The following is a 22,561-nucleotide window of genomic DNA, read 5'->3' on the forward strand; positions in this document are numbered from 1 at the left end:
CGTCCCGCGTTCCCCCGGGATATTTTTGGCGAAAAGAAAACCTGCTTTGTGATCGGGGTCAGCCGTTTTTGGGAGCGGCGGCGCGTTTGAGACGGTCGTTTATGGCCTGTCCCAGCCCTGTGTTCGGAATGGGTGCAACCGCAATGGGCTTTTGTGTCTCGTTAAGCTTGTGGAGATGGTCAAACAAGTTGGACGCAGCTTCGATCAGATTGCCTGTTTCTGACAGGTTCAAATCGCCCCCGATTTCACCGAACCCCAGCATCACTTCGTGATCTTCTGCCTGCGCCGCGTTCAACCTGACTTGCGCGGTCGGAGCGTAGTGGGAAGCCAACTGCCCGGGCGCCGTTATAGTATCGGGCTCCGGCGCCTGCAAAGGGTGTTTCAAAACAGTCTCAAGGTCTTCTTGCGCAACGCCCCCCGGACGCAGCAATGTGGGGGTTTCAATCAGCCCAACAATGGTGCTTTCCACCCCCACCGGACAGGGGCCGTTATCCAAAACAGCTCCGATTTTTCCATCCAAGCCGTTCAGCACGTGATTTGCGGTGGTCGGGCTGATCCGACCGGACAGGTTGGCCGAAGGGGCAGCGACTGGAATGCCTGCACGCGACAATACAGCCAGTGCGACGGGGTGATCCGGCATGCGCACGGCCAGTGTTGTAAGCCCGGCGGTCACAAGGCTTGAGATGCCATGATCGGGTTTCAAGGGCAGAACCAGCGTAAGCGCGCCGGGCCAGAACGCGTCGGCAAGCGTTTGCGCCGTGTCTGACCAAACCACGAAACGGCGCGCCATTTCGATGTCGGAAACGTGCACAATCAAAGGATTGAAACTTGGCCGACCCTTTGCCGCATAGATGTTTGCAACCGCATCTGAATTGCGGGCGTCGGCCCCCAAACCGTAGACAGTTTCGGTTGGCAGTGCGACCAATGCCCCCTCGCGCAACAAGGTTGCAGCGCGGTCAATTCCAAAAGTATCTGATGTCAGTCTGTCGGTCATTGGCAGCTCTTGATGTGACGCGGCGTATGGGTTGCGTGTTGGAGTGCGCCAGACCAGAGTGCTGCAACCTGCACTGCAACACTTTGGCAAAAATTGCGCTTTAGGTGATCTTCGGTAACGGGTTGTGCCGCGCTTGCCAAGCGGTCGCAAACCTTCGTCCACAAAGAATGAGGTTGAAATGTCATACCGTGCCCCCGTCGATGATCATGCGTTTTTGTTGGAACATGTTGTGGGTCTTGAACAAGTTCGCGCCACCGCGATGTTTGAAGACGCGACGCCAGACCTGACCCAAGCCATTTTGTTGGAGGCTGGCAAAATGTGCGAAGAGGTGATCGCGCCGGTCAACCGTGCCGGTGACCTTGACCCGACGCATTTGGAGAATGGCGTAATACGGACCGCCGAGGGGTACATAGAAGCGTACACAGCCATCGCGGAAGGTGGTTGGGTGGGCATGAATGCGCGTCCAGAAAATGGCGGGATGGGATTGCCCATTGCGCTGACCACGTCTGTCAACGAAATGATGAGCGGGGCTTGCCTTGCGCTGCAATTGGTTCCGATGATGAGCCAGGGCCAGATCGAGGCGTTGGAACATCATGCGTCCGACGATCTGAAGGCGCGGTTCTTGCCGAAGCTGATTTCAGGCGAATGGAACGGCACGATGAACCTGACAGAGCCACAGGCTGGATCGGATGTTGGGGCTTTGACCACAAAGGCCGAAGACAACGGTGATGGAACTTACGCCATCACGGGCCAAAAGATTTACATCAGTTGGGGCGATAGCGATGTGGTGCAGAATGTGTGCCATTTGGTGCTGGCGCGGATGCCCGGTGCGCCAGCCGGCACCAAAGGTATCAGTCTGTTTCTTGTGCCAAAACGTATCCCTGATGACGCCGGAAACCCCGGTGTGGCCAACAGCCTGAATGTGGTCAGTCTGGAACATAAGATGGGGCTTCACGGGTCTCCGACTTGCGTGATGCAGTATTCGGGTGCGACAGGCTGGCTTGTCGGGCCGGAAGGTGGCGGCATGGCTGCCATGTTTACAATGATGAACAATGCGCGATTGGGTGTCGGTGCACAGGGCGTTGGCATTGCGCATGCAGCTTACACCCATGCGTTGGCGTATGCAGTGGACCGCAAGCAGGGCCGCGTTGCGCGACAGGGCGGCGGCACGATCGTGGATCACGCCGATGTGCGCCGTATGTTGATGTCGATGAAGGCCGACAGCTACGCGGCACGGGCCATAGCTTTAAGCTGCGCGATTGCGATTGATATGGCCGCGGCCACGGACGATGCCACATGGGCTGCTCGCGCCGCGTTTTTAACGCCCATCGCCAAAGCTTTTGGCACCGAGATCGGCCAATCCGTCGCCAATACGGGCATTCAGGTGCATGGTGGCATGGGCTTTATCGAAGAAACAGGGGCTGCACAATTTGTGCGCGACGTGCGTGTGACTGCGATTTATGAAGGCACCAATGGCATCCAAGCCATGGACCTTGTGGGCCGCAAATTGATGGACGGGGGCGACGCTGCTTTTGCTTTGCTTGAGGAAATTGAAAAACAGGCCGAAGCATCGCGTGGACGCTTTCCTAACATGGCAGGCGCTGTGTGGGATGCTGCCGAATCCTTGCGTGAGGCCACTGAATGGATGGTGGGGCAGTCTGACATTGACGAACGGTTTGCGGGTGCGTTTCCCTATCTTATGGCATGGGGCCGCGTTTTGGGTGGGCACCTTCAATTGACGACGGCCTTGGCCGACACGCCCGGGGGCGCACGTGAACGCCTTGCGCGGTTCTATATCAAACGATTGCTGCCTGAATATGCAGGCCATCTGACCCATGCCACAGAAGGCGCAAAGGGGTTGTTCGACATGAGCATCGAGGAGTTGCAAGCATAATGGCTGACGGGGCGCCCACAGGGCTGAGATATCCATGGGACACACCGCCGGATCATGGCGTTCCTGTTGAGGTGGCTGACGGGGTGTTGTGGTTTCGCCTTCCGCTGCCCATGAAGCTGGATCACGTCAATGTTTACGCGTTGGACGACGGGGATGGCTGGACGGTCGTAGACACCGGCTTTGCGTCGAAGAAGACCAAAGCGATCTGGGAAAAGATGATGGACGGCCCGCTTGCAGGCAAGCCGATCACGCGCGTTCTGGTCACGCATCATCACCCCGATCATATTGGTTTGGCGGGATGGCTGCAAAGCGACTTTGGCGCGGAAATGATCACCACCCGCACCGCGTGGTTGATGGCGCGCATGTTGACGCTTGATGTGCAGGACGTGCCAAATGCTGAATCTCTGGAATTTTACAAACGCTGCGGCATGAGCCCGGAGCTTTTCGACAAACGCGCCAAGGAACGTCCCTTTAATTTCGGGGATATCGTGGCGCCGATGCCTTTGGGGTACACCCGCATCAAACAAGACGATGTGATCACGATCGGTGGGCGCACGTGGGATGTGCATATGGGCAACGGGCATGCGCCTGAACATGCGACGCTGTGGTCGCGCGATGACAATCTGGTGATTGCGGGGGATCAGATTTTGTCCTCTATCAGTCCGAATGTCGGAATTTATGCCACTGAACCGATGGCTGATCCGATTGGCGATTGGTTAGAAGCGTGCGAGCGGCTTGCGACACTGGCACGGGAAGATCATCTGGTGTTGGGTGGGCACAAGCTGCCATTTACTGGGCTACCGACACGCATGCGCCAATTGATAGAGAATCACCACGGTGCCTTAAAGCGCCTTGAGGCCTACATCGACACACCGAAATCAGCGACGGAGTGCTTCGCGCCTTTGTTCAAAAGATCGATAGGTGAGGGCGAATATGGGTTGGCGATGGTTGAAGCCGCCGCGCATTTGTCGCACCTTTACCAGATGGGCCAAGCGACGCGTTCCTTACGGGACGATGGCGCGTGGGTCTATCAAGCCAAACAATAACGGCCAAAGGATGATCGATGGGCGAACAGGTAAAAACGGCAGCAGAAGCAGAAGAAGCCGACGCGCTGCCCAAAGTGCACGAGGTGCATGCTGACCCAAAAGCCAAGAACGCGGCGCAAAAGCCTGTGCCGGATGGTGTCAAAAAGACGCCGGTGGGCAAAAAAAGCCCTGCGCAATGGGCTTATGAGCGACTGATTATCTATCTCAAAAACTTTGAAGAAGATCTGGACAACGAACACGAGATGGCCATGGGCTTTACAGGCGGTGACGCTGGTGTTTTGCGCATTGAAGGCATGGGATACTACGACCCTGACATCGTCACGTTCTACGGATCGGATCCGACCGGATCGAAGACACAGCTTGTTCAACACGTCAGTCAGCTGAATGTCATGCTGCGGGCTTTACCCAAAGCGGTAGAACAGGCCGAGCCCAAGCGGATCGGATTTCGTTTGGCGCAAGACCTTGATGATGCTTAACGCAGATTAACGCCATAAAGTAAGCCCTGCGCCGCTTTGACGTGGTGACAGGGCGTTTGGCTTGGTGTAAGTCCCGAGCCAACTTGGCAAGATTGAAGGATTTAGATCATGGCAGATCACAAACACGGCGAAATGGACACCAAAGTGCAGCAAAGCACCTTTGACGGGTTCATCAAATTCACAACATGGTCCTGTGTGGCGATTGTTGGAATCCTTGTGTTTATGGCGCTTTTCGCCCGTTAAACCTGTTTTTGGTGGCGCTGGGGGGCGTTTGGTATGATGCGTATTTGTGCGGCTTTGGCCGTTGTTGCAGCCCTTGGCGCGTGTGCTGAAGGCCCAAAGGGGCCACAGGCAAGTGACACGCGTGTTCTGGAAGAATCCTACCGCCATCCCGGTCCCGCGACGATCACGTTGATCACCATGATCAGCAATACGTCAGGCAGTGGTGCACACACAGCTTTGATGGTGAACGGATCACAGCGGGTCATATTTGATCCTGCGGGATCCTTTTACAACGACGCGGTGCCGCAACAAGATGATGTCTTGTTTGGTATTCGTCCCGTTGTTCTGGCCGCTTACAAAAGTGCGCATGCGCGGGTGGCGTATCATGTTGTGACCCAAGAGGTCGAAGTGACTCCGCAACAGGCAGAATTGGCATTGCAACTGATTAAGGCCCGTGGCCCTGTGTCCCAAGCGGCGTGCACCAATTCCACCACCAGCCTTTTGCAGCAAATTCCCGGCTTTGAAGACATCAAGGTCACTTATTTCCCTAAAAAATTGATGCAACAGTTTGAAACGCGTCCGGGTGTTGTGACCGATCGTTACTATGAAGACGATGAAGGTACGATTGTTGACGGTGTGGCTAAAGTCCAACTTTAGCCGCTGTGCGGCGCTTTTGAGCAGTTGCTCAAGGCGCCCCGCCCACCGTCCCGTCCGACTTATGCCGCGGTTGCTGCGTGGCGCAAATTTGCTAGCCAAACAAATAAAGACCGCCCGATAAGATGATTGCACCTGTTGCAATCGTCAAAATCGTGTTTTTGCTCCAGACCCCAACCACCAAAGTTGCAACTGCCGCTGTCAAACGTATGGGTTCCGGGCCTGTTCCGCTTTCATTGGAAAACACCACCACAGGCGTGACCAGTGCGGGTAAAATCGCAACGGCTGTATACCGCAAGTGCCGCAACAACCATGGCGGCAAGGGCCTGTTTCCGACCAGCCCGATAAAGGAGAAACGCAGCAAGAAGCTGCCCACGCCCAGCGCGACAATGATAAACCATAATGCGCCTGACCCGCTCATGTCGTACCGCGCTTTTCAAACCAAAGTTCCGCCTGTGCGCCAGCCACCATGCCAGCCGCCCCCGCAATAATCAGCCCCAGCGAATATGGCACTGACACTGCGGCCAAACTGACCACAATCGCAGTGGCTGCTGCAATCAGGTGCGGCACCGTGCGCATCATAGGCGCAGCCATGGACAAGAACGTGATAGGCAGCGCAAAATCCAGCGGTATATTGGCGGGCAAGGCTGTGCCCAAAGCGGCCCCTGCAAAGCTGCATGAAAACCACGCAATCATCACCAGCGTGCATGTCCCGAAATAATAGGCGTAGCGTTGGGGCGTTGTCATGTCGGGTGCATCATCAAATGTTGCATGTGAAAGCGCATAGCTTTGATCCACCAGCAGATAGGACGCAATGGCGCGTTTCCAGATCGGTGCATCGCCAAGATAGGGCGTCAGCGCCGCCGAATACATTGCTACCCGCAGGTTCACCGCCAGTGCCGAAATCAACACAATAAGCGTCGGGGCGTTTTCTTGCATAAGCTGCAATGCTGTGAATTGCGCGGCCCCTGCAATGACGGCAACCGAAAACATCATAACCTCAAACAGGTTCAGCCCGGCTTCTGTCCCAAGCACACCGAACAGCGCGGCGAACGGCGCTGCAACTGCAACAAACGGTGCGCCGTCGAAAAAGCCCTTCCAATAGGCGGATTTGGTGGTGGTGATGGCCATTGCGACGCCTTAGGTTATGGTAAAGGACTAGCTGGCTTCACAGGGGTATGCAATTGGCCAAACGCGACAACACTGACGGTTATTTGATTGCACCGGATCCGGGCCGTACCGGTTTGACGCGGGCGGTTTCAGGCACCGATCATCTCGGTAACATCACGCAGATTTCCGTGGTCGAAGAACGTCCTTTGACTATTTTTCTCAACGCTCAGGAAATTGTCACAGCGATGACAATTGGGGACTATCCCGAATACCTGGCGCTGGGCTTTTTGCGCAATCAGGGCATGGTGTCGGACACTGATGTGGTCACTGCCGTAGACTTCGATGAAGAGCTTGAAGTTGTCGTGGTGCGCACGGATGTACAAACCGACCACGAAGAAAAGCTGAAGAAAAAAACACGCACTTCAGGGTGTGCTGTCGGCACTGTTTTTGGCGATATGATGGAAGGGCTTGAGGGTTTGGTGTTGCCCGCGACCCAAGTCAAAACCTCGGATCTGTACGCGCTGGCTGCCAAGATCAACCGCACCCCAAGTCTATATCTTGAGGCTGGCGCCATCCACGGCACGGTCCTGTGTCACGGAGACCAGCCCTTGGTCTATATGGAAGACGTGGGCCGTCACAATGCCGTCGACAAGATCGCAGGCTGGATGATGCAGACCGGAACCACTGCCGCCGACAAGGTGCTTTACACCACGGGGCGCATGACGTCCGAAATGGTGATCAAAACAGCGATGATGGGCATCCCTGTGCTGGCGTCCCGATCAGGGTTCACCGCATGGGGCGTCGAAATCGCGCAACAAGTGGGGCTGACACTGATCGGACGCATGCGGGGGCAAAGGTTCATGTGCCTGTCCGGGCAGGAACGGCTGGTGTGGGATGCGGACCCAAGCGCGGTCAAGGACGAGCCGCGCAAATCGGGGCGCAAGGGGGCCTAATGAGCAAAGACGAATTTTTCCTAGAATTTTCTTTGACTGAGAACGACTATAAAATTGGGAGACGTAGCATCCATGCCAGCATCTACACTGGCAAATGGCGCTGGTTGGCACAGCTTTCAAGCTTCATAAATGGCGTTGGTATCGCATGCTTCGCTCTTGTCGTGGGAATGATAGTCTGGCAACGGACAGGCCTTCCCGTGGCGATTTATTATGGAGTCGCGTTAGCGATTGGATTTGGAAGTTTTGCGTTGAAAAAATGCCTCGATAATCGCACTATTGAAGCCGCAAATCTGTATAGTTATCGGCTTAGGGGCGCGCGGGTAAAGCTGGATGCGCATGGTATTGAGGAAACACAGGGTGGGGCTACCGTTTTTGCCCCTTGGTCACATGTTTCCAGTATTGATCGTCGAAATGGCTTAATTGTTTTGCGGTTCGGAGTCACTGCCGCCCTTCTGCCCGAACGAGCTATGGCTGAGCAAGCAGACGATGTTTGGAGTTTTGTTCAACAACAGTGGCAGTGGGCGGACAGTAAATGACGCTCATGATTGGCATCATCCTTGCCGGGGGACAGGCCACGCGCATGGGTGGAGGTGACAAGGGGGTGTTGCCACTGGGCGATCAAACGCTTTTGCAGCATGTGATAGAGCGTCTGGCCTCTCAGGTGGACAGCATCGCGCTGAATGCCAATGGCGATCCATCGCGGTTCAGCGCCTATAATTTGCCCGTCATCGCGGACAGTATGACAGGCTTCGCAGGCCCTTTGGCCGGTGTGCTGGCGGGTATGGATTACGCCGCATCCCAAGGGGCAGACACTATTGTTACCGCCGCCGCTGACACGCCGTTTTTCCCATCGGACTTGGTAGAGTGTTTGCAAGCTGCCGCACAGAGCATGGTGCATCCGCTTGCACTTGCCGCGACACCGCACCCGGATCGCAACAAGCTGCGCCACCCGACGTTTGGGCTATGGCCCGTCGCATTGCGCGATGACCTGCGCACCGCCCTTCACGCAGGGACCCGCAAGGTGGTGCAATGGACAGATGGCCACCATGGACGCCTTGCAATGTTCCCGTCCGAGGATGCATTTTTTAACGTAAACACCCCAGATGATCTGGTCAAAGCACAGGCGATGTTATGAAAATCTTTGGCGTTGTGGGCTGGAAGAACGCAGGTAAAACCGGCCTGATGGAACGGCTTGTTATCGAGATCACGGGGCGCGGGTTTTCGGTGTCCACGATTAAGCATGCGCACCACACATTCGACGTGGATCACGAAGGCAAAGACAGCCACCGCCACCGCGTGGCCGGCGCGACAGAAGTCTTGCTGGCCTCGCGCAACCGCTTTGCCCTGATGCATGAATTGCGAGATGAAGAAGAACCAACGCTTGCGACTTTATTGGGCAAACTTGCCCCCGTCGATCTGGTGCTGATCGAGGGCTACAAACGCGATGCGCATCCCAAAGTCGAAGCGCACCGTGCCGAAACGGGCAACGCCTTGATTGCGCCGGATGACCCCACGATCAAGGCCGTTGCGGCAGACGTTGAGCTGACGTTGGATCGTCCTGTGTTTGATTTGAACGATACGTCTTCTGTGGCAGATTTCATTTTGGGGCACGTCGGACTGTGACCGGGTTTGACACCATCGTCATGGTCGATTGGTCCGCGTCCAAAGCGCCATCGCCCAAACGCCCCAGCGCGGACGCGATCTGGATGGCTGTTGTCAAAGATGGCGGGGCTGCAATCTGCACCTACCACCGCACGCGCACAGATGTCATGATGCATCTAGAGACGTTGCTGGCTGCAGAACTGGCCGCTGGACGGCGTGTATTGGCGGGTTTCGATTTTCCATTTGGTTATCCGGACGGGTTCGCGCAGACCGTGACCGGGCGGGCCGGTCCGCTGGCGCTTTGGGCAGATTTCGCGCAGCGCGTGACGGACAGTGACGACAATGCCAACAACCGCTGGGACGTGGCAAAGCAATTAAACCGGTTGTTTCCCGGTGTGGGACCCTTCTGGGGGTGCCCTGTTGGGCAGGACGGGCCGGATCTGCCTGCAAAGGGCACCTTGCGTCACGGACATGGCATGACGGAACGCCGCGCTGTTGAACAACAGATCAAAGGGGCGCAACCCTGTTGGAAGCTGTTTACAACGGGGTCCGTGGGATCACAGGCCATATTGGGGCTGGCGCGTTTACAGGGGCTACGGGATCGTTTTGGCGCGGCTGTATCGGTTAGCCCGTTTCAACCTGCGACAACGCCGATTGTGTTGGCGGAAATTTATCCATCTATGTTGGGTGTCGATGTGGCAAAGCTGCAAGGCCCTGATGAAATCAAGGACCGTGCGCAGGTCCGTGTGATGGCGCAAGCCTTTGCTGCGCTGGACGGGACCGCGTTGGAGACGATGCTGGGTGAAGGTCACCCGCTTGAAGGTTGGATTCTCGGACTTGGGTTTGAAGACACGTTGCGCAAGGGGCTTTATACGGTCCCTGAGCCACCCAAACTGACCAATGATTGTTTTGCGTTGCCTGCCGGAATTCAATGGACACCTGTCGATGATGCGTTGGCTTTGTTGGAGACGCGATTGACCCCCGTGACTGCGGTCGAGGACGTCGTGGTCACATCGGCCATGGGGCGGGTTCTGGCGCAAGATGTGGCTGCCTTGCGGTCCAACCCGCCGCTGCCAAACACGGCCGTTGATGGGTACGGCTTCGCAGGTGGTCGTGGTGAAGGCCCACATGTGATGCCACTGGCAGAAGGCCGCGTCGCGGCTGGCGTGCGTCATATGGGCGCCGTGCCCGAAGGCCATGCAATGCGGATTTTGACGGGGGCTGCATTGCCTGACGGTGTCGATACGGTCGTGCTGCAAGAGGACGTCACAGTGGCTGCAGGCCAAATTGCGTTCAACGGTCCCATAAAGCGTGGCGCAAACACGCGGAAGGCCGGAGAGGACATAGAGGCTGCGCAAGTGATATTGTCTGCGGGCCGCCATGTAACGGCTGCGGATGTCGCGCTGATGGCAGCCACGGGCGTCGACCGCGTTGCGGTACGCCAGCCTTTGCGTGTGGCGGTTGTCTCAACAGGGGATGAGCTGGTCGAGGCGGGCTCAACCGCGCAGCCGGGGCAAATCTATGATGCAAACCGGCCCATGCTGCTTGGGCTGATCGCGCAAATGGGGCATGTGCCTGTTGATATGGGACGGGTCGCTGACAACCGCGATGCTTTGGCTGCCTGTCTGGATCGGGCCGCTGCACAAGCGGATGTTGTGTTGACCAGCGGCGGCGCGTCAGCGGGGGATGAAGACCACGTGTCGGCGCTGCTGACAGACGCAGGCGCTATGCAGATGTGGCGGATTGCCATAAAACCGGGGCGGCCACTGGCTTTGGGATTGTGGGAAGGTACCCCTGTTTTTGGTCTGCCGGGCAATCCGGTGGCGGCACTTGTGTGTGCGCTTGTTTTTGCGGGGCCCGCCTTTGGACTGTTGGCGGGGGCAGGATGGCGCATACCGCAAGGCTTCGAAGTGCCTGCGGCCTTTTCCAAAAGCAAAAAACCGGGACGGCGCGAATACCTGCGCGCCCGTATGGTGCAGGGACGCGTCGAGATATTCAAATCCGAGGGATCAGGGCGCATCAGCGGATTGAGCTGGGCTGAAGGGTTGGTGGAATTGCCCGACGGGGCCGCGACCATCACACCGGGTGACACTGTGCGCTACATTCCCTTCAGCAGCTTCCTGTCATAGTCTTTTAGCGCCTTCATGATACGCATCAGGCAAGCGTCCTGTGTTAGTTTTGCGGTATCAAGGTTCAACTGGGGCTGCGGGTGTGGATCAAACGGGTGCCGTTGCACATCAGGCCAAATGGGTGGGGTGTTGCGTGCGGCGATCCTGTCGCGGTGCATGGCAAAGTCTGAACATGTCAGCGTCACCCAAAACAGGCTTGAGTTGCTGCGCTTGGCACTGAGCGCCCACATGTCATGGAACCGTGCCGTTGGGTTGATTGCGTCAATGATCACACTGCGCCGCAATTTCAAATTTGTTTCGGTAACGGCTTGTGCTGCACAGTAGGCGGCGTATTGATCCACCTCTTGCGATTGCAGGTTTTGTGTAAGGGATGCGTTGATGGATGCAACATCGAGATAGATGGCGCGGGTTTGTTTTGCCAAGGCGACAGCCAAGGATGATTTGCCTGTTCCGGGCAAGCCGGAGAATGAAATCAGCTTTGACATAACTCATCAGTTAGTGCGAATCCGACGCTGGACGAGGGGAAACTGCAACCGATCTGCGAACGTGTCGTTTTCTACTGATGTTTTGCGCAAACCGGTGCTTGTTTTGGGACCATGCAGTGGCTACGACAAAGCCATGACACAAAAGCCTGATACACCCGCCGAACCCACAATCGTCAACAGCTGGAACGAATGGGATCCATTGCGTCATGTCATCGTTGGCCGTGCCGATGATTGTCATATCCCGCCTGAAGAACCTGCCTTGGATGCAAAAGTGCCCGAAAACAGCGATATGCGCGGGCAATGGGGGCGTCGCCCGCAGGAAATGATCGATCGCGGCAATGAGTTGCTGGATAACTTTGCCGATATGCTTGTGAAACGCGGTGTGCGTGTGGATCGGCCCGATTCCATTGACCATTCCTTGCCCGCCACTACCCCCGACTTTCACACCGAAAGCCAGTTTGGGTGCATGCCGCCGCGCGATGTGTTGTTGACGGTAGGGTCCGAAATGCTGGAAGCAACGATGTCTTATCGCTGCCGTTGGTTCGAATACTTGAACTATCGCCCGTTGATGCAGCGGTACTTCAATGAAGACCCCAACTTTCGCCACGAATCTGCACCAAAACCGCGCCTGACCGATGCGGATTATCACCCTGATTATCTAAGTGACAAAATTGGCGTCGAAAAGCGGCTGCAATGGGCCGAAGAGAAGTTCTTTGTCACCACTGAAGAAGAGCCGTTGTTTGATGCGGCAGATGTTTTGCGCTTTGGGCGCGATTTGGTGGTGCAGCACGGGTTCACGACGAACCTGAAGGGCATCGAATGGCTGCGCCGGCACTTCCCCGACCACCGCGTGCATACGGTGAACTTTCCCGGGGACCCTTATCCGATCCACATTGACGCAACCTTTACACCTTTGCGGCCCGGACTGATCTTGAACAACCCGCAGCGCCGTTTGCCCGAAGAACAACGCAAAATGTATAATGACAACGGATGGGAGATCGTGGACGCCGCGCAACCCGCGCACAACGCACCACCGCCGTTGTGCTATTCGTCAACATGGTTGTCGATGAACGTTCTGGTGCTTGATCCAAAAACTGTTTGTGTCGAAAAATCAGAGGTTTACCAAGCCGAGCAGATGGACAAGCTGGGCATGAACGTCGTTGAGGTCGAGTTGCGCGATGCCTATGCCTTTGGCGGCGGATTGCATTGCTGCACGGCGGATGTGTACCGCGAAGGCGATTGTGAAGATTATTTTCCCAAGATGGCCTGAATAAAACCTGCCCTCCCCGTGTTGTTTGGATAGAGCCGCCGTTGCGGTGCTTAAAAATAGCAATCTGGGAGGGCACTATGCTCAATAAAGTTATGCGCGCCGCAGCCATCGCGGCTGTTACGTTGTCAGGCCATGCGGCGACAGCCGATGGACATGCATCCATCAGTTGGACGTTGGATGCCTCTGCGTCAAAGCTGGCCTTTGGATCGGTCAAGAAAGACAGCGTTGGCGAAGTCCACAGCTTTGAAACCATTTCGGGAGGTGTCAGCGCACAAGGCGCTGTGGCCATCGAGATCGATCTGACGTCCGTTCAAACGAACATCGATATACGAAACGAACGCTTTGGTGAGTTCGTGTTCAAAGGCGCACCCAAAGCGACCCTGAACGCGGAAGTCGACATGGCCGAGATGTCCGCAATGGCTGTGGGCGCGTCTGATGTGATCGACGTTGAGGCGGTGTTGTCCTTCCTTGGGGCGGACATCGAAGTCGAGGCGGAAATGTTTGCGCTGCGTGTGTCTGATACCCAAGTCATGATCACCACCAACGACATGATCTTTGTTGGCACCGATGATCTGGGCATCACAGCCGGCGTCGACAAGCTGATGGAACTGGCAAAACTGCCGGGCATCACGCGCACCACGCCTGTAACTCTACGCTTGATGTTCACCATGGACGACACAAAAGCTGAAGCCGCGCCAGCGGCCCCGGCCCCTACTCAGGTCGCTGCAGTGGCAGGCGACGTGGATGCTGGCAAAAAGGTCTTTAAAAAATGCAAAGCCTGCCACAAGCTGAAAGCGGGCAAAAATGGTGCTGGCCCGACTTTGTACCAGATTGTGGGGGCGCAGGCAGCGGCGGTGGAAGGGTTCAAATATTCCAAAGCTATGGCGGCATCCGGTCTGGTTTGGGATATTGAGACGCTGTCGGCATTCTTGGCAAAGCCCAAGTCCTTGGTCAAAGGGACAAAAATGGCATTCAACGGACTGAAAAAGGAAGATGATATTGCGAATGTCATTGCCTATATTGCAGACGCTTCGAAGTAATACGCCCTGATTGATTGCCTTTGGTGCGTGTTGGGCTACCCTTTTCTCTAGTTAAAGGAGGCCCTAACATGCGCCGTATTCTTCCCATCAGTTTTCTTGCCATGGCGGCCCCGATCGCCGCAATGTCCGCGACCTGCGGTGTTCCCTTGGAAGCCCGCTTCGTTGAAGGGGCACCTGTGGATCGTTTTGTGATCACCAACACAGGGGCGTCCGCTTTGGATGTGACCGAAATTTCGTTGGACCTTGCCCCGTCCAAAGGGCGGTTGATTTTTGACACTGTGGGTGGCGGCGCGGGTGTTGAAGTGTTCCAACCGTTTCGCAGTGACGCAGGCATTTTGGCCGTGGCGGATGGGGCCGAGATGCTCAGCTTGCCACTTGCAGGTCTGCCATCAGGTGCCAAAGTATCGTTTACCATTGACGTTGATGATCGTTTGACGGCTTCGGAACTGGGTCAGATCCGCGTGTCGGGGTCCGAAATGCAAGGGGCACAAATGGCGTTTACAGTCGCTGGCAAAGGCTACACCGCAACGTTTGACGCACAAAACGTAGCACGGATCGCACCTACATGCGGTGACAACGCTTAGGGTCCTGACCCTAGGCTATAGCGCGTTAATCAAAAGTTCCGGCAACGCGCCCCAGCAACATAAAGGCGCGGGCCGTTCGTGTGTCCGCCAGCGCCGAAATCTCGCTGTCTGTTGCGTTCTGGGCAAATTCCGCAAACTGTTTGTCGAAGCGGCGCAGGAAATGGTGCGCCGCGTCGCGGAAAATCGGATCCTGCTTCATGCGGCCGGCGGTCAACGCCAATGAGGAACGGTCGCGGACACCGCCCAAGGCAGCAATCTCGCGGCCCCGTCCACCGGCCGCAAACTGGCGCCAGACTTCGGGGCGGGCCCGGTCGGGGCGTAAATCATCCATGTAAATGCCATCCTGACTGAGCAAAGTCAGCACATCTTGCGCGGCTTGCACCAGCTGCGACGCGGTGCGGTCTTTCAAGGCCAGTCGCAAAGCGGCAAAGCCGGCTTCGTCTTCGGCCGTTTCAGGGAAATTCATCGCGCGGACAAAATCACCGTTGGGCAGGGGTGGTGTGATGTCCTCGGCTGTGGTGCCCAAGGCCAATGCAGGTTGATCGTCGGCAGCAACTTTGGGGGTAGGGGCGGGACGTTGTGCTTCCTCGGCTTCGCGGCGGGTCGAAAAGGTGGCCAACGCCGTTTCGGTTTTTCGGGCCGCTGCGGCAATTTCATCAAGCTTGCGCGAAACAGAAGGTTCCGCGCCAAGATCGCGGCCTTGGGATTGCGCAATATACGCTTGACGGATTGCGTCGATTGCGGCCTGCAAGCGCTGGCTTTCTTCGCGCATGACCCGGCTGGCGCGGGCGGCAGTGGCGGCCACCCAGATCATTGCAACGGGCATGAATATAGCCAGCATCGTCATCAAAAACCGCAAACCACCCGTGTCCGACGTGGCAGCGTCTGATGGCAAAAACACAAAGAAAATCGCAGCACCCAGCAACCACAAAGCGCTCAGCGCTATGGCAATCACTTCGATACCGGAAATACCATCCTTTTGCGGACGGTCATAGATGCCAAGCGGCGTGGGTTTGGCTTGGGTCGGCTTTGCGCTTGTTGGTTTATCGGCCATGACGTGGGTGTCCCGTCGACAGTTCAGGCATAAATAACGCTGAGCACTTCGTAAGATTTGACGCCGCCCGGTGTCCGCACATCGACGCTGTCACCTTCTTCTTTACCAATCAAAGCCCGCGCAATGGGGGATTTGATGTTCAACAATCCGGCTTCGATATTGGCTTCGTATTCACCAACAATCTGATAGGTTTTTTCTTCGTCGGTGTCTTCGTCCACCAAAGTCACTTTGGCGCCGAATTTGATAGAACCCGACAGTTTGGACGGGTCAATCACATCTGCAAGTGAAATGGCGCCTTCCAATTCCTTGACGCGGCCTTCGATAAAGGACTGTTTTTCCTTGGCGGAATGGTATTCGGCGTTTTCAGACAAATCACCATGTTCGCGCGCTTCTGCGATGGCTTTGATGATGGTCGGACGCTCAACGGTTTTGAGCTGCTTCAGTTCAACTTCCAAAGCGGTATACCCTGCGCGGGTCATTGGGATCTTTTCCATGGCACCTGTCCAACTGTCAAAAGGCGACCACATGGGCCGCCGTTAAGTAATACACTTGCAATTGAACCAAAGCGGATGGGAATTGCAAGCGCTGAGCATGGTTTAGGCGTGTTTCAGTCGTATTGCACGACTTCATATTCGATCCCGTCATCGTCATGGAAATAAAACCGCTGTCCAGGTTCATAATCGTAATGTTCGCCCGGGGTGAACCCTGCTGCTTTGACCCTTTTGCGCATGTCCTGAATGTCGTCGACCACAACAGCGATGTGGTTCAGTCCGCCGACGGTATCGTAGGAGTTTTCCTGCCGCGGCTTTGCATCTTCACGAGTGTACAGCGCCAGATAGTGTGTGTCCGTGCCGACATGCATCGACTGCCCCGTTAAGGTGCTGTCGCCTTGCCAACGGATATGCCAGCCAAACAGGTCTTGCATCCATGCGGCTGTCTTTTCGATGTTGGAAACAGTGTAGTTTGCGTGTTCTAACATGGCGGTCATTGTTTTTCCTTTCAATGTGTCTTGTCTTACCGTAATTTCTAAACCTAACTTTAGGTCAAGGTATTTTTTGATAGGAATTGCTCATGGCAAAAGATGGAATGACAATAGGTGATCTCGCGCAGCGCACAGGACTGGCCGTGTCTGCGATCCGCTATTATGAGGCGCAAGGATTGATCCAGCCTTGGCGCAACGCTGGGGGGCAGCGACGCTTCGAAAGAGCAGACTTGCGTCGGCTCAGCTTTGTGATGATCGCCCAGCAATTTGGCTTTACGTTGCCGCAGATAAAGGTGGAACTTGATAGATTGCCGGGGGGGCGCACCCCGACGAAAGCCGATTGGGCCCGCATCAGCCGTGGCTTTCGCGCAGCCTTGGATACGCGCATTGATGCAATGACGCGTTTGCGTGATAATCTTGACGGGTGCATCGGGTGTGGGTGTTTAAGTCTGCCAAACTGCGCACTGTATAATCCCGCGGACACCGCTGCAGAAATGGGTGTCGGGCCGCGATATGTGATGGGGGACACCCCTGCGGGGTCATGAATTCACCACCTTGAGTGGAATCATTGCACCCGTTAACCTTTGCCGCATTAGATTAAGTATTTTTGCGTCAAAGGGAGGTCAATTATGGCCGTTTCAGATCATATTCAGTGGTTTAAAGATCAGTTTTTTGCCGAAATGGCACAGGCCACCCAAGACACAGTGTTCGATCCCGATATGCTGTGCGCCCTGGCGTTTCAGGAAACTGGCAGCATATGGGGCATTTTGCGCAAGAAGGCGGGGCTAAGTCCCAAAGACGTCGTGCGATTGTGCTGCGGTGACACGCTGGATGCGCCCAACAGACGCGCGTTTCCCAAAACCCGCGCTCACCTTGATGCAGCCCCCCAGGGCGCACAGATGTTTCAAATCGCGCGCAAAGCGTTGCTGGACATGGCTGCCCATATTGATGGCTACAAATTCGCCTTTAAAAGACCCGACAAGTTTTGCCACGGCTTTGGTGTCTTCCAATACGACATCCAGTTTTTCAAAACAAATCCGGACTACTTTTTGAACCGCGAATACGAAGCCTTTTCGGGCACGTTGCACCACGCCATGGTAGAGTTGAAATCATGTCTGAAAAAGCGCGGCCTGCAAGATCGGGCATCGATCACGGACGCTGAATTTCTGACGATTGCCATCACCTATAATACCGGTCGCTATCGTGCCTCAAAAGGGTTGAAGCAAGGCCATCAGTCGGGCGGCAAGTTCTACGGCGAACATATGCGCGATTATCTCGCAATCGCGCGGCGCATGCCCAATCCAGACCTTAATCAGACACAGCCTGTGCCAGCTGGAACAGCCGTTGTAGACAAACCTATGGCATTGCGGGCTTTTGGACGTTGGATGCATGTTGAGACGATGACAACGTCGTTGCGCCTGCGCATGAGCCCAACGATTAGCCAGCCTTTGACTAAAAACGTCGTCGCCGAATTGCCGTGCGGTTGGCCCGTGCGCAGTTTCGGGGAAAGTGCCGTGGACGGGTTCGAACATATTGAGGTCGAGATGGGCGGGACCGTGTTTCACGGGTATGCTGCTTCGCAATACCTGAAGGACGGAAAAACGCCAGTTGTTGTCCCCAAAGTTGCGGGTGGCGCAATGTTGCCTGTGGAAATGCCGCGCAAGGCGGGCACCGTGACCACGCGGATGCAGAACGCAAATGCACATTCCCTGAACGAGGCCAAAATGCCCGGCCGGAAGGGAAGCACACCAGATACGTTGCGTGATGATCTTGCTGGCATCGTGAACTACCTTAATCCGGCTCAGGACACGCATGTCCGGTATCAACCCCGTGCCGGCCTGACGTTTTGCAACATTTATGCTCATGATTTTTGCGCGCTGGCAGGTGCCTATCTGCCACGGGTCTGGTGGACAGCTGATGCATTGGCCGCGATGCAGGCGGGGCATTCGGTGGCGCCCCGATACGGAAATACAATCCGCGAAATGCGGGCCAATGATCTGTTTCGCTGGCTTGTGTCTTATGGGCAGGATTTCGGATGGCGACGTGTTTCCACACCAACAGATGTGCAACACAGCGCCAATCTGGGCGCTGTTGCATTGATTATTGCACGGCGGAAAGACGACGGACGTTCTGGCCATGTGTCGATGGTTGTGCCGGAGGGCGCAGGCGGGCTGGCGCGGCGATTGTCTGACGGATCGGTGTCCGCGCCGTTGCAAAGCCAGGCGGGTAGTACGAATTTCAACTACAGCGCAGGCCGCACCGATTGGTGGAAAGCGACCAAGTTTGCCGATAGCGCCTTATGGGTACACGCCTAGCCCGAAATTCGGGTTAAAATGACGCGTTTCGCCCAATAATGCTGACATATTCTGCTTAAGGTTCTGATTTACGCTATGTCCTGATTGCAATGGCTTTGCACGTGGTTTAGCCAAGCGCGAACAAAAGTTGCGTGTGCAGTTTGATGCGTGGCAGATTTAGAAAAGGGAGCCTCTGACGATGGCCGATATTGAACGCGAAGCGATGGAATATGACGTTGTGATCGTGGGGGCTGGTCCTGCGGGTCTGTCTGCGGCCATTCGATTGAAACAGCTGGACCCCGACTGCAATGTGGTTGTGTTGGAAAAAGGCTCTGAAGTGGGCGCACATATCCTGTCCGGTGCAGTTCTGGACCCCTGCGGTTTGGACGCATTGATCCCTGACTGGAAAGAAAAAGGTGCACCGCTGAACACGCAGGTGAAAGAAGACAACTTCTATATGCTAGGCGAAGCCGGCAAGCTGCGCATCCCGAACTTCCCGATGCCGCCTTTGATGAACAACCACCACAACTATATCGTGTCCATGGGCAACGTCTGCCGCTGGATGGCCGAACAAGCCGAAGAAATGGGCGTCGAGATTTTCCCCGGCATGTCCTGTTCCGAACTGGCCTATGGCGACAACGGCGAAGTCAAAGGCGTGGTCGCTGGCGTGTTTGGGCTGGAAGCGGACGGCAGCATTGGCGAAAACACAGAGCCGGGCATGGAGTTGCACGGCAAATACGTGTTCCTGTCTGAAGGCGTGCGCGGGTCGCTTTCGAAAGAGGTGATCGCCAAATACAACCTTTCTGAAGGCAAAGAACCGCAAAAATTTGGCCTTGGCATGAAAGAAATCTGGGAAATCGACCCGGCCAAGCACAAAGAAGGCACCGTGACCCACACGATGGGCTGGCCGTTGGGCAGCAACGCAGGTGGCGGGTCTTTCGTTTATCACCTTGAAAACAATCAGGTCTACGTGGGCTTCGTTGTTCATCTGAACTACAAAAACCCGCATCTGTTCCCCTACATGGAATTCCAGCGGTTCAAACATCACCCGATGATGAAAGATCTTTTGGAAGGTGGAAAACGCGTCGCCTATGGTGCGCGTGCAATCTCTGAGGGTGGTTATCAATCTATGCCCAAAATGGTCGCACCCGGCGTGGCCCTGTTGGGTTGCTCTGTGGGCATGGTCAACGTGCCGCGTATCAAGGGCAACCACAACGCAATGCTGTCAGGCAAAGCAGCCGCCGAGGCCGCAATGGACGCGATCAAAGCGGACCGTTCCGGCGACGAATTGACCGCATATGAGGACGAAGTGCGCACAGGCGCCATCGGCAAAGACCTGAAAAAAGTGCGTAACGTCAAACCCTTGTGGTCCAAGTATGGCCTTACAGCGTCCTTGGCTGTTGGCGGCTTTGACATGTGGTGCAACACGCTGGGCTTCTCTTTGCTTGGCACGTTGAAGCATGGCAAAAACGATGCGGATGCCACCGAAGAAGCGTCCAAACACAAGGCCATCGACTATCCAAAGCCCGATGGAAAGCTGTCGTTCGATCGCCTGACCAACGTCGCGTTTTCCTTCACCAACCACGAAGAAAGCCAGCCCGCACACCTGCACCTCAAAGACGCATCTGTGCCTGTTGACGTGAACCTTGCCAAATATGCAGGCCCATCGGCGCGCTACTGCCCAGCCGGTGTGTATGAATTTGTCGAAGAAGCCGGCAAAGATACGAAGTTTGTGATCAACTTCCAGAACTGCGTTCACTGCAAGACCTGCGACATCAAAGACCCCAGCCAGAACATCAACTGGACAACGCCCCAAGGCGGCGACGGGCCAAATTACCCGAACATGTAAACTGGCTTAAAATGGATTGAGAAGGGCGGGGATTTCCCTGCCCTTTTTTGTTGTGACGTCCCGAAAACCTTGCGTTGCCGCGAAGGGCCTTCCAGTCTGGTGACAACAACGGAGGGTGCCATGACAGTTTTGACAGCAGATGGAGCCGCAATGGTCGCTGAAGTGCGCGTGGCCGTTGGGGATTTGGTGCCTAAAGGGGGCGTTCTGATTGCCACCGAACTGATGAAAATGCGCCATGAAATTCTGGCACCTGAAGACGTGCGGATCATGGCCGTTCACGTGGCTGTTGGAGATGAGCTGCATGGCGGCATGCCCTTGGTGTCGCTGGAAGCGGCACAGATGCAGACCACTGTAGATGCGAAACCCGACGCCCCACGCCCTGAATTCATTGATTTTGAAAATAGAATGGCACTGCTTGACGACAATGCGCGCCCCGACGCCGTGGCCAAGCGTCATGCTGACGGTTACCGCACTGCCCGCGAAAATATCAAAGACCTTTTTGATCCCGAAACGTTTAACGAATACGGGGCTTTAGCTGTTGCTGCCCAGCGGACCCGCAAAGCGGAAGAAGAACTCCAAGCCAAAAGCCAAGCAGATGGCATCATCTGTGGCACAGGGTTGGTCAACGGGCGCCCCGTCGCCGCCATGGCCGTGGATTACATGGTGATGGCAGGCACCCAAGGCTATCAGCACCACCGCAAAATGGACCGTTTGATCGAAGTGGCTGGACGCGACCGACTGCCCATCGTGCTGTTTGCCGAAGGGGGCGGCGGGCGGCCCAATGACGCGGACGTCGATCCGCTGATCGCAGCGGGGTTGAATGTGCCGTCCTTTCGTAACTTTGCGGCCCACAAAGGCCCCAAGATCGGGATTGTGGCGGGATATTGCTTTGCGGGGAATGCAGCCCTTTTCGGGGTATGTGACCTTCGCATCGCCACCAAAAAATCGTGGGTCGGCATGGGCGGACCTGCGATGATTGAAGGGGGCGGGCTAGGGCGCTTCGCAGCCAAAGATATCGGCCCTTCTGATTTGCAGATGGAAACAGGATTGATCGATCTGCGGGTCGAAGATGAAAGATCTGCGGTTTTGGCCGCCAAACAGGTATTGGGAATGTCTGACACTGCGTCGTGGCAAAATCCCGACGCGGATCTGCGCGATATTGTGCCAAGCGACCGGACCCGCGTCTATGACATGCGCCGCGCGATTGCAGGCATTGTGGACGACGACAGTTTTCTGGAGCTGCGTCAGAAATTTGGGGACGGTATCATCACCGGTTTTGCGCGTGTGAAAGGCCGCCCCTTAGGTCTGTTGGCAAACAATCCCTTGCATCTTGGTGGCGCTATTGATGCTCAGGCTGGCGATAAGGCTGCCCGTTTTTTGCAGCTTTGCGATGCCTGGGGGCTGCCGGCTTTAACGCTTTGTGACACGCCGGGTTTCATGGTCGGCCCCGAGGTCGAAGCGACGGGACAAGTGGCGCATGTGTCGCGTCTTTTTCTGGCGGGGGCGCATTTCAGCCAACCCTTGGTGACTGTGATTTTGCGCAAAGCCTATGGGTTAGGGGCCATGGCCATGGCCGGTGGCGGTTTTGACAGGCCTCAGTTTTGTTGTGCTTGGCCGACAGGTGAATTGGGTGCGATGGGCATCGAAGGGGCCGTTAAGCTTGGCGCACGTGATCATTTGGCGGCGATCGAAGACCACCAAGCACGCGAAGCAGAGCTGCAGCGTCTTATCGATGCACTGTATGCACGTGGCAAAGCGCTGAACGCCGCAAGTGTCTTGGAGTTTGACGCGGTGATTGACCCTGCAGATACGCGCCACGCGGTGGACCGCGCCTTTGCGACGGCGGGGGCTGCTGTGCCGGGCCACCGTTATGTTGATGCGTGGTGAACTGCCGCACAGCTATCACACCCCCGTGCGCCCCAT

The 22,561-nt window shown here is 56.0% G+C and carries 24 protein-coding genes; 17 read left to right on the forward strand and 7 right to left on the reverse strand.

Annotated elements, in window-relative coordinates; genetic code table 11:
- Positions 1-58: 58 nt before the first annotated feature.
- A complete protein-coding gene (locus ASD8599_RS03900) occupies positions 59-994 on the reverse strand; it encodes an L-threonylcarbamoyladenylate synthase (RefSeq protein WP_108827323.1) in 936 nt (311 codons plus the stop codon).
- 178 nt (positions 995-1,172) lie between these two features.
- Here ASD8599_RS03900 and ASD8599_RS03905 point away from each other — a divergent pair, with 178 nt between their 5' ends.
- From ASD8599_RS03905 to ASD8599_RS03925, 5 genes are all read left to right on the forward strand, one after another.
- Positions 1,173-2,888, forward strand: coding sequence for an acyl-CoA dehydrogenase (locus ASD8599_RS03905; protein WP_108827324.1), 1,716 nt, complete (start codon positions 1,173-1,175; stop codon positions 2,886-2,888).
- Entirely contained in the window at positions 2,888-3,934 is a 1,047-nt protein-coding gene (locus ASD8599_RS03910) for an MBL fold metallo-hydrolase (protein WP_108827325.1), read from the forward strand. The genes ASD8599_RS03905 and ASD8599_RS03910 overlap by 1 nt, the downstream gene beginning before the upstream one ends.
- 17 nt (positions 3,935-3,951) lie before the next feature.
- Positions 3,952-4,410, forward strand: a complete 459-nt coding sequence (locus tag ASD8599_RS03915) for a DUF6173 family protein (protein ID WP_108827326.1) — start codon at positions 3,952-3,954, stop codon at positions 4,408-4,410.
- A 108-nt stretch (positions 4,411-4,518) separates the two neighbouring features.
- On the forward strand, positions 4,519-4,653 hold the full coding sequence (locus ASD8599_RS03920; protein ID WP_108827327.1) for an aa3-type cytochrome c oxidase subunit IV: 135 nt from the start codon (positions 4,519-4,521) through the stop codon (positions 4,651-4,653).
- A gap of 33 nt (positions 4,654-4,686) precedes the next feature.
- Positions 4,687-5,289, forward strand: coding sequence for a hypothetical protein (locus tag ASD8599_RS03925; RefSeq protein ID WP_108827328.1), 603 nt, complete (start codon positions 4,687-4,689; stop codon positions 5,287-5,289).
- 91 nt (positions 5,290-5,380) lie between these two features.
- Here ASD8599_RS03925 and ASD8599_RS03930 read toward each other — a convergent pair whose 3' ends face one another.
- On the reverse strand, positions 5,381-5,707 hold the full coding sequence (locus tag ASD8599_RS03930; RefSeq protein ID WP_108827329.1) for an AzlD domain-containing protein: 327 nt from the start codon (positions 5,705-5,707) through the stop codon (positions 5,381-5,383).
- A complete protein-coding gene (locus tag ASD8599_RS03935) occupies positions 5,704-6,417 on the reverse strand; it encodes an AzlC family ABC transporter permease (protein WP_108827330.1) in 714 nt (237 codons plus the stop codon). Before ASD8599_RS03935 ends, ASD8599_RS03930 begins: the two co-directional genes overlap by 4 nt.
- A gap of 47 nt (positions 6,418-6,464) precedes the next feature.
- Here ASD8599_RS03935 and fdhD point away from each other — a divergent pair, with 47 nt between their 5' ends.
- The 5 genes from fdhD to ASD8599_RS03960 are packed head-to-tail and all read left to right on the forward strand — an operon-like array spanning position 6,465 to position 11,080.
- Entirely contained in the window at positions 6,465-7,349 is an 885-nt protein-coding gene (gene fdhD / locus ASD8599_RS03940; protein ID WP_108827331.1) for a formate dehydrogenase accessory sulfurtransferase FdhD, read from the forward strand.
- Positions 7,349-7,885, forward strand: coding sequence for a hypothetical protein (locus ASD8599_RS03945; RefSeq protein WP_108827332.1), 537 nt, complete (start codon positions 7,349-7,351; stop codon positions 7,883-7,885). The genes fdhD and ASD8599_RS03945 overlap by 1 nt, the downstream gene beginning before the upstream one ends.
- Positions 7,882-8,484 (forward strand): molybdenum cofactor guanylyltransferase MobA, encoded by a 603-nt coding sequence (gene mobA, locus ASD8599_RS03950; RefSeq protein ID WP_108827333.1) that lies wholly within the window; start codon positions 7,882-7,884, stop codon positions 8,482-8,484. Before ASD8599_RS03945 ends, mobA begins: the two co-directional genes overlap by 4 nt.
- Entirely contained in the window at positions 8,481-8,972 is a 492-nt protein-coding gene (mobB, locus tag ASD8599_RS03955; protein ID WP_108827334.1) for a molybdopterin-guanine dinucleotide biosynthesis protein B, read from the forward strand. The genes mobA and mobB overlap by 4 nt, the downstream gene beginning before the upstream one ends.
- Complete coding sequence (locus ASD8599_RS03960) at positions 8,969-11,080, forward strand: molybdenum cofactor synthesis domain-containing protein (protein WP_245925919.1); 2,112 nt, start codon at positions 8,969-8,971, stop codon at positions 11,078-11,080. The genes mobB and ASD8599_RS03960 overlap by 4 nt, the downstream gene beginning before the upstream one ends.
- On the opposite strand, the gene ASD8599_RS03965 is transcribed toward ASD8599_RS03960, so the two are convergent.
- Positions 11,050-11,565, reverse strand: coding sequence for a P-loop nucleotide/nucleoside kinase family protein (locus ASD8599_RS03965; RefSeq protein ID WP_108827335.1), 516 nt, complete (start codon positions 11,563-11,565; stop codon positions 11,050-11,052). The genes ASD8599_RS03960 and ASD8599_RS03965 overlap by 31 nt on opposite strands.
- 133 nt (positions 11,566-11,698) lie before the next feature.
- Here ASD8599_RS03965 and ASD8599_RS03970 point away from each other — a divergent pair, with 133 nt between their 5' ends.
- The 3 genes from ASD8599_RS03970 to ASD8599_RS03980 all read left to right on the forward strand — a co-directional run bounded on the left by ASD8599_RS03970 (position 11,699) and on the right by ASD8599_RS03980 (position 14,459).
- Positions 11,699-12,835, forward strand: a complete 1,137-nt coding sequence (locus ASD8599_RS03970) for a serine/threonine protein kinase (protein WP_108829989.1) — start codon at positions 11,699-11,701, stop codon at positions 12,833-12,835.
- Positions 12,836-12,912: 77 nt separating this feature from the next.
- Complete coding sequence (locus ASD8599_RS03975; protein ID WP_108827336.1) at positions 12,913-13,875, forward strand: c-type cytochrome; 963 nt, start codon at positions 12,913-12,915, stop codon at positions 13,873-13,875.
- 68 nt (positions 13,876-13,943) lie between these two features.
- A complete protein-coding gene (locus ASD8599_RS03980; RefSeq protein WP_108827337.1) occupies positions 13,944-14,459 on the forward strand; it encodes an aggregation factor core in 516 nt (171 codons plus the stop codon).
- Between the two features lie 25 nt (positions 14,460-14,484).
- On the opposite strand, the gene ASD8599_RS03985 is transcribed toward ASD8599_RS03980, so the two are convergent.
- The 3 genes from ASD8599_RS03985 to ASD8599_RS03995 all read right to left on the reverse strand — a co-directional run bounded on the left by ASD8599_RS03985 (position 14,485) and on the right by ASD8599_RS03995 (position 16,501).
- Positions 14,485-15,513 carry a hypothetical protein gene (locus ASD8599_RS03985; RefSeq protein ID WP_108827338.1) on the reverse strand — a complete coding sequence of 343 codons (1,029 nt, stop codon included), beginning with the start codon at positions 15,511-15,513 and terminating at the stop codon, positions 14,485-14,487.
- Positions 15,514-15,536: 23 nt separating this feature from the next.
- Positions 15,537-16,007, reverse strand: a complete 471-nt coding sequence (gene greA / locus ASD8599_RS03990) for a transcription elongation factor GreA (protein WP_108829990.1) — start codon at positions 16,005-16,007, stop codon at positions 15,537-15,539.
- Positions 16,008-16,120: 113 nt separating this feature from the next.
- Positions 16,121-16,501, reverse strand: a complete 381-nt coding sequence (locus tag ASD8599_RS03995) for a VOC family protein (protein WP_108827339.1) — start codon at positions 16,499-16,501, stop codon at positions 16,121-16,123.
- An 83-nt stretch (positions 16,502-16,584) separates the two neighbouring features.
- Between ASD8599_RS03995 and soxR the strand changes: the two genes are divergently transcribed.
- The 4 genes from soxR to ASD8599_RS04015 all read left to right on the forward strand — a co-directional run bounded on the left by soxR (position 16,585) and on the right by ASD8599_RS04015 (position 22,525).
- Positions 16,585-17,040: a redox-sensitive transcriptional activator SoxR gene (soxR, locus tag ASD8599_RS04000; RefSeq protein WP_108827340.1), complete on the forward strand. Its 456-nt coding sequence runs from the start codon at positions 16,585-16,587 to the stop codon at positions 17,038-17,040.
- Positions 17,041-17,124: 84 nt separating this feature from the next.
- Entirely contained in the window at positions 17,125-18,810 is a 1,686-nt protein-coding gene (locus ASD8599_RS04005; protein WP_108827341.1) for a hypothetical protein, read from the forward strand.
- A gap of 178 nt (positions 18,811-18,988) precedes the next feature.
- Positions 18,989-20,638, forward strand: coding sequence for an electron transfer flavoprotein-ubiquinone oxidoreductase (locus ASD8599_RS04010; RefSeq protein ID WP_108827342.1), 1,650 nt, complete (start codon positions 18,989-18,991; stop codon positions 20,636-20,638).
- A 120-nt stretch (positions 20,639-20,758) separates the two neighbouring features.
- Positions 20,759-22,525: a carboxyl transferase domain-containing protein gene (locus ASD8599_RS04015; protein ID WP_108827343.1), complete on the forward strand. Its 1,767-nt coding sequence runs from the start codon at positions 20,759-20,761 to the stop codon at positions 22,523-22,525.
- The last annotated feature ends 36 nt before the right edge of the window (positions 22,526-22,561 follow it).

It is taken from the genome of Ascidiaceihabitans donghaensis, from assembly GCF_900302465.1.
GTDB classification, from domain to species: Bacteria; Pseudomonadota; Alphaproteobacteria; order Rhodobacterales; family Rhodobacteraceae; genus Ascidiaceihabitans; species Ascidiaceihabitans donghaensis.

Bases quoted from the DNA above. Each gene is read 5' to 3' on its own strand.
- ASD8599_RS03925 (WP_108827328.1), top strand. From the start codon at position 4,687: ATGATGCGTATTTGTGCGGCTTTGGCCGTTGTTGCAGCCCTTGGCGCG.
- greA (WP_108829990.1), bottom strand. From the start codon at position 16,007: ATGGAAAAGATCCCAATGACCCGCGCAGGGTATACCGCTTTGGAAGTT.
- ASD8599_RS03930 (WP_108827329.1), bottom strand. From the start codon at position 5,707: ATGAGCGGGTCAGGCGCATTATGGTTTATCATTGTCGCGCTGGGCGTG.
- ASD8599_RS04015 (WP_108827343.1), top strand. From the start codon at position 20,759: ATGACAGTTTTGACAGCAGATGGAGCCGCAATGGTCGCTGAAGTGCGC.
- ASD8599_RS03915 (WP_108827326.1), top strand. From the start codon at position 3,952: ATGGGCGAACAGGTAAAAACGGCAGCAGAAGCAGAAGAAGCCGACGCG.
- ASD8599_RS04010 (WP_108827342.1), top strand. From the start codon at position 18,989: ATGGCCGATATTGAACGCGAAGCGATGGAATATGACGTTGTGATCGTG.
- ASD8599_RS03975 (WP_108827336.1), top strand. From the start codon at position 12,913: ATGCTCAATAAAGTTATGCGCGCCGCAGCCATCGCGGCTGTTACGTTG.
- ASD8599_RS03980 (WP_108827337.1), top strand. From the start codon at position 13,944: ATGCGCCGTATTCTTCCCATCAGTTTTCTTGCCATGGCGGCCCCGATC.
- ASD8599_RS03965 (WP_108827335.1), bottom strand. From the start codon at position 11,565: ATGTCAAAGCTGATTTCATTCTCCGGCTTGCCCGGAACAGGCAAATCA.
- ASD8599_RS03910 (WP_108827325.1), top strand. From the start codon at position 2,888: ATGGCTGACGGGGCGCCCACAGGGCTGAGATATCCATGGGACACACCG.
- ASD8599_RS04005 (WP_108827341.1), top strand. From the start codon at position 17,125: ATGGCCGTTTCAGATCATATTCAGTGGTTTAAAGATCAGTTTTTTGCC.
- mobB (WP_108827334.1), top strand. From the start codon at position 8,481: ATGAAAATCTTTGGCGTTGTGGGCTGGAAGAACGCAGGTAAAACCGGC.
- ASD8599_RS03900 (WP_108827323.1), bottom strand. From the start codon at position 994: ATGACCGACAGACTGACATCAGATACTTTTGGAATTGACCGCGCTGCA.
- ASD8599_RS03920 (WP_108827327.1), top strand. From the start codon at position 4,519: ATGGCAGATCACAAACACGGCGAAATGGACACCAAAGTGCAGCAAAGC.
- ASD8599_RS03905 (WP_108827324.1), top strand. From the start codon at position 1,173: ATGTCATACCGTGCCCCCGTCGATGATCATGCGTTTTTGTTGGAACAT.
- ASD8599_RS03970 (WP_108829989.1), top strand. From the start codon at position 11,699: ATGACACAAAAGCCTGATACACCCGCCGAACCCACAATCGTCAACAGC.
- ASD8599_RS03985 (WP_108827338.1), bottom strand. From the start codon at position 15,513: ATGGCCGATAAACCAACAAGCGCAAAGCCGACCCAAGCCAAACCCACG.
- mobA (WP_108827333.1), top strand. From the start codon at position 7,882: ATGACGCTCATGATTGGCATCATCCTTGCCGGGGGACAGGCCACGCGC.
- ASD8599_RS03945 (WP_108827332.1), top strand. From the start codon at position 7,349: ATGAGCAAAGACGAATTTTTCCTAGAATTTTCTTTGACTGAGAACGAC.
- fdhD (WP_108827331.1), top strand. From the start codon at position 6,465: ATGCAATTGGCCAAACGCGACAACACTGACGGTTATTTGATTGCACCG.
- ASD8599_RS03995 (WP_108827339.1), bottom strand. From the start codon at position 16,501: ATGACCGCCATGTTAGAACACGCAAACTACACTGTTTCCAACATCGAA.
- soxR (WP_108827340.1), top strand. From the start codon at position 16,585: ATGGCAAAAGATGGAATGACAATAGGTGATCTCGCGCAGCGCACAGGA.
- ASD8599_RS03935 (WP_108827330.1), bottom strand. From the start codon at position 6,417: ATGGCCATCACCACCACCAAATCCGCCTATTGGAAGGGCTTTTTCGAC.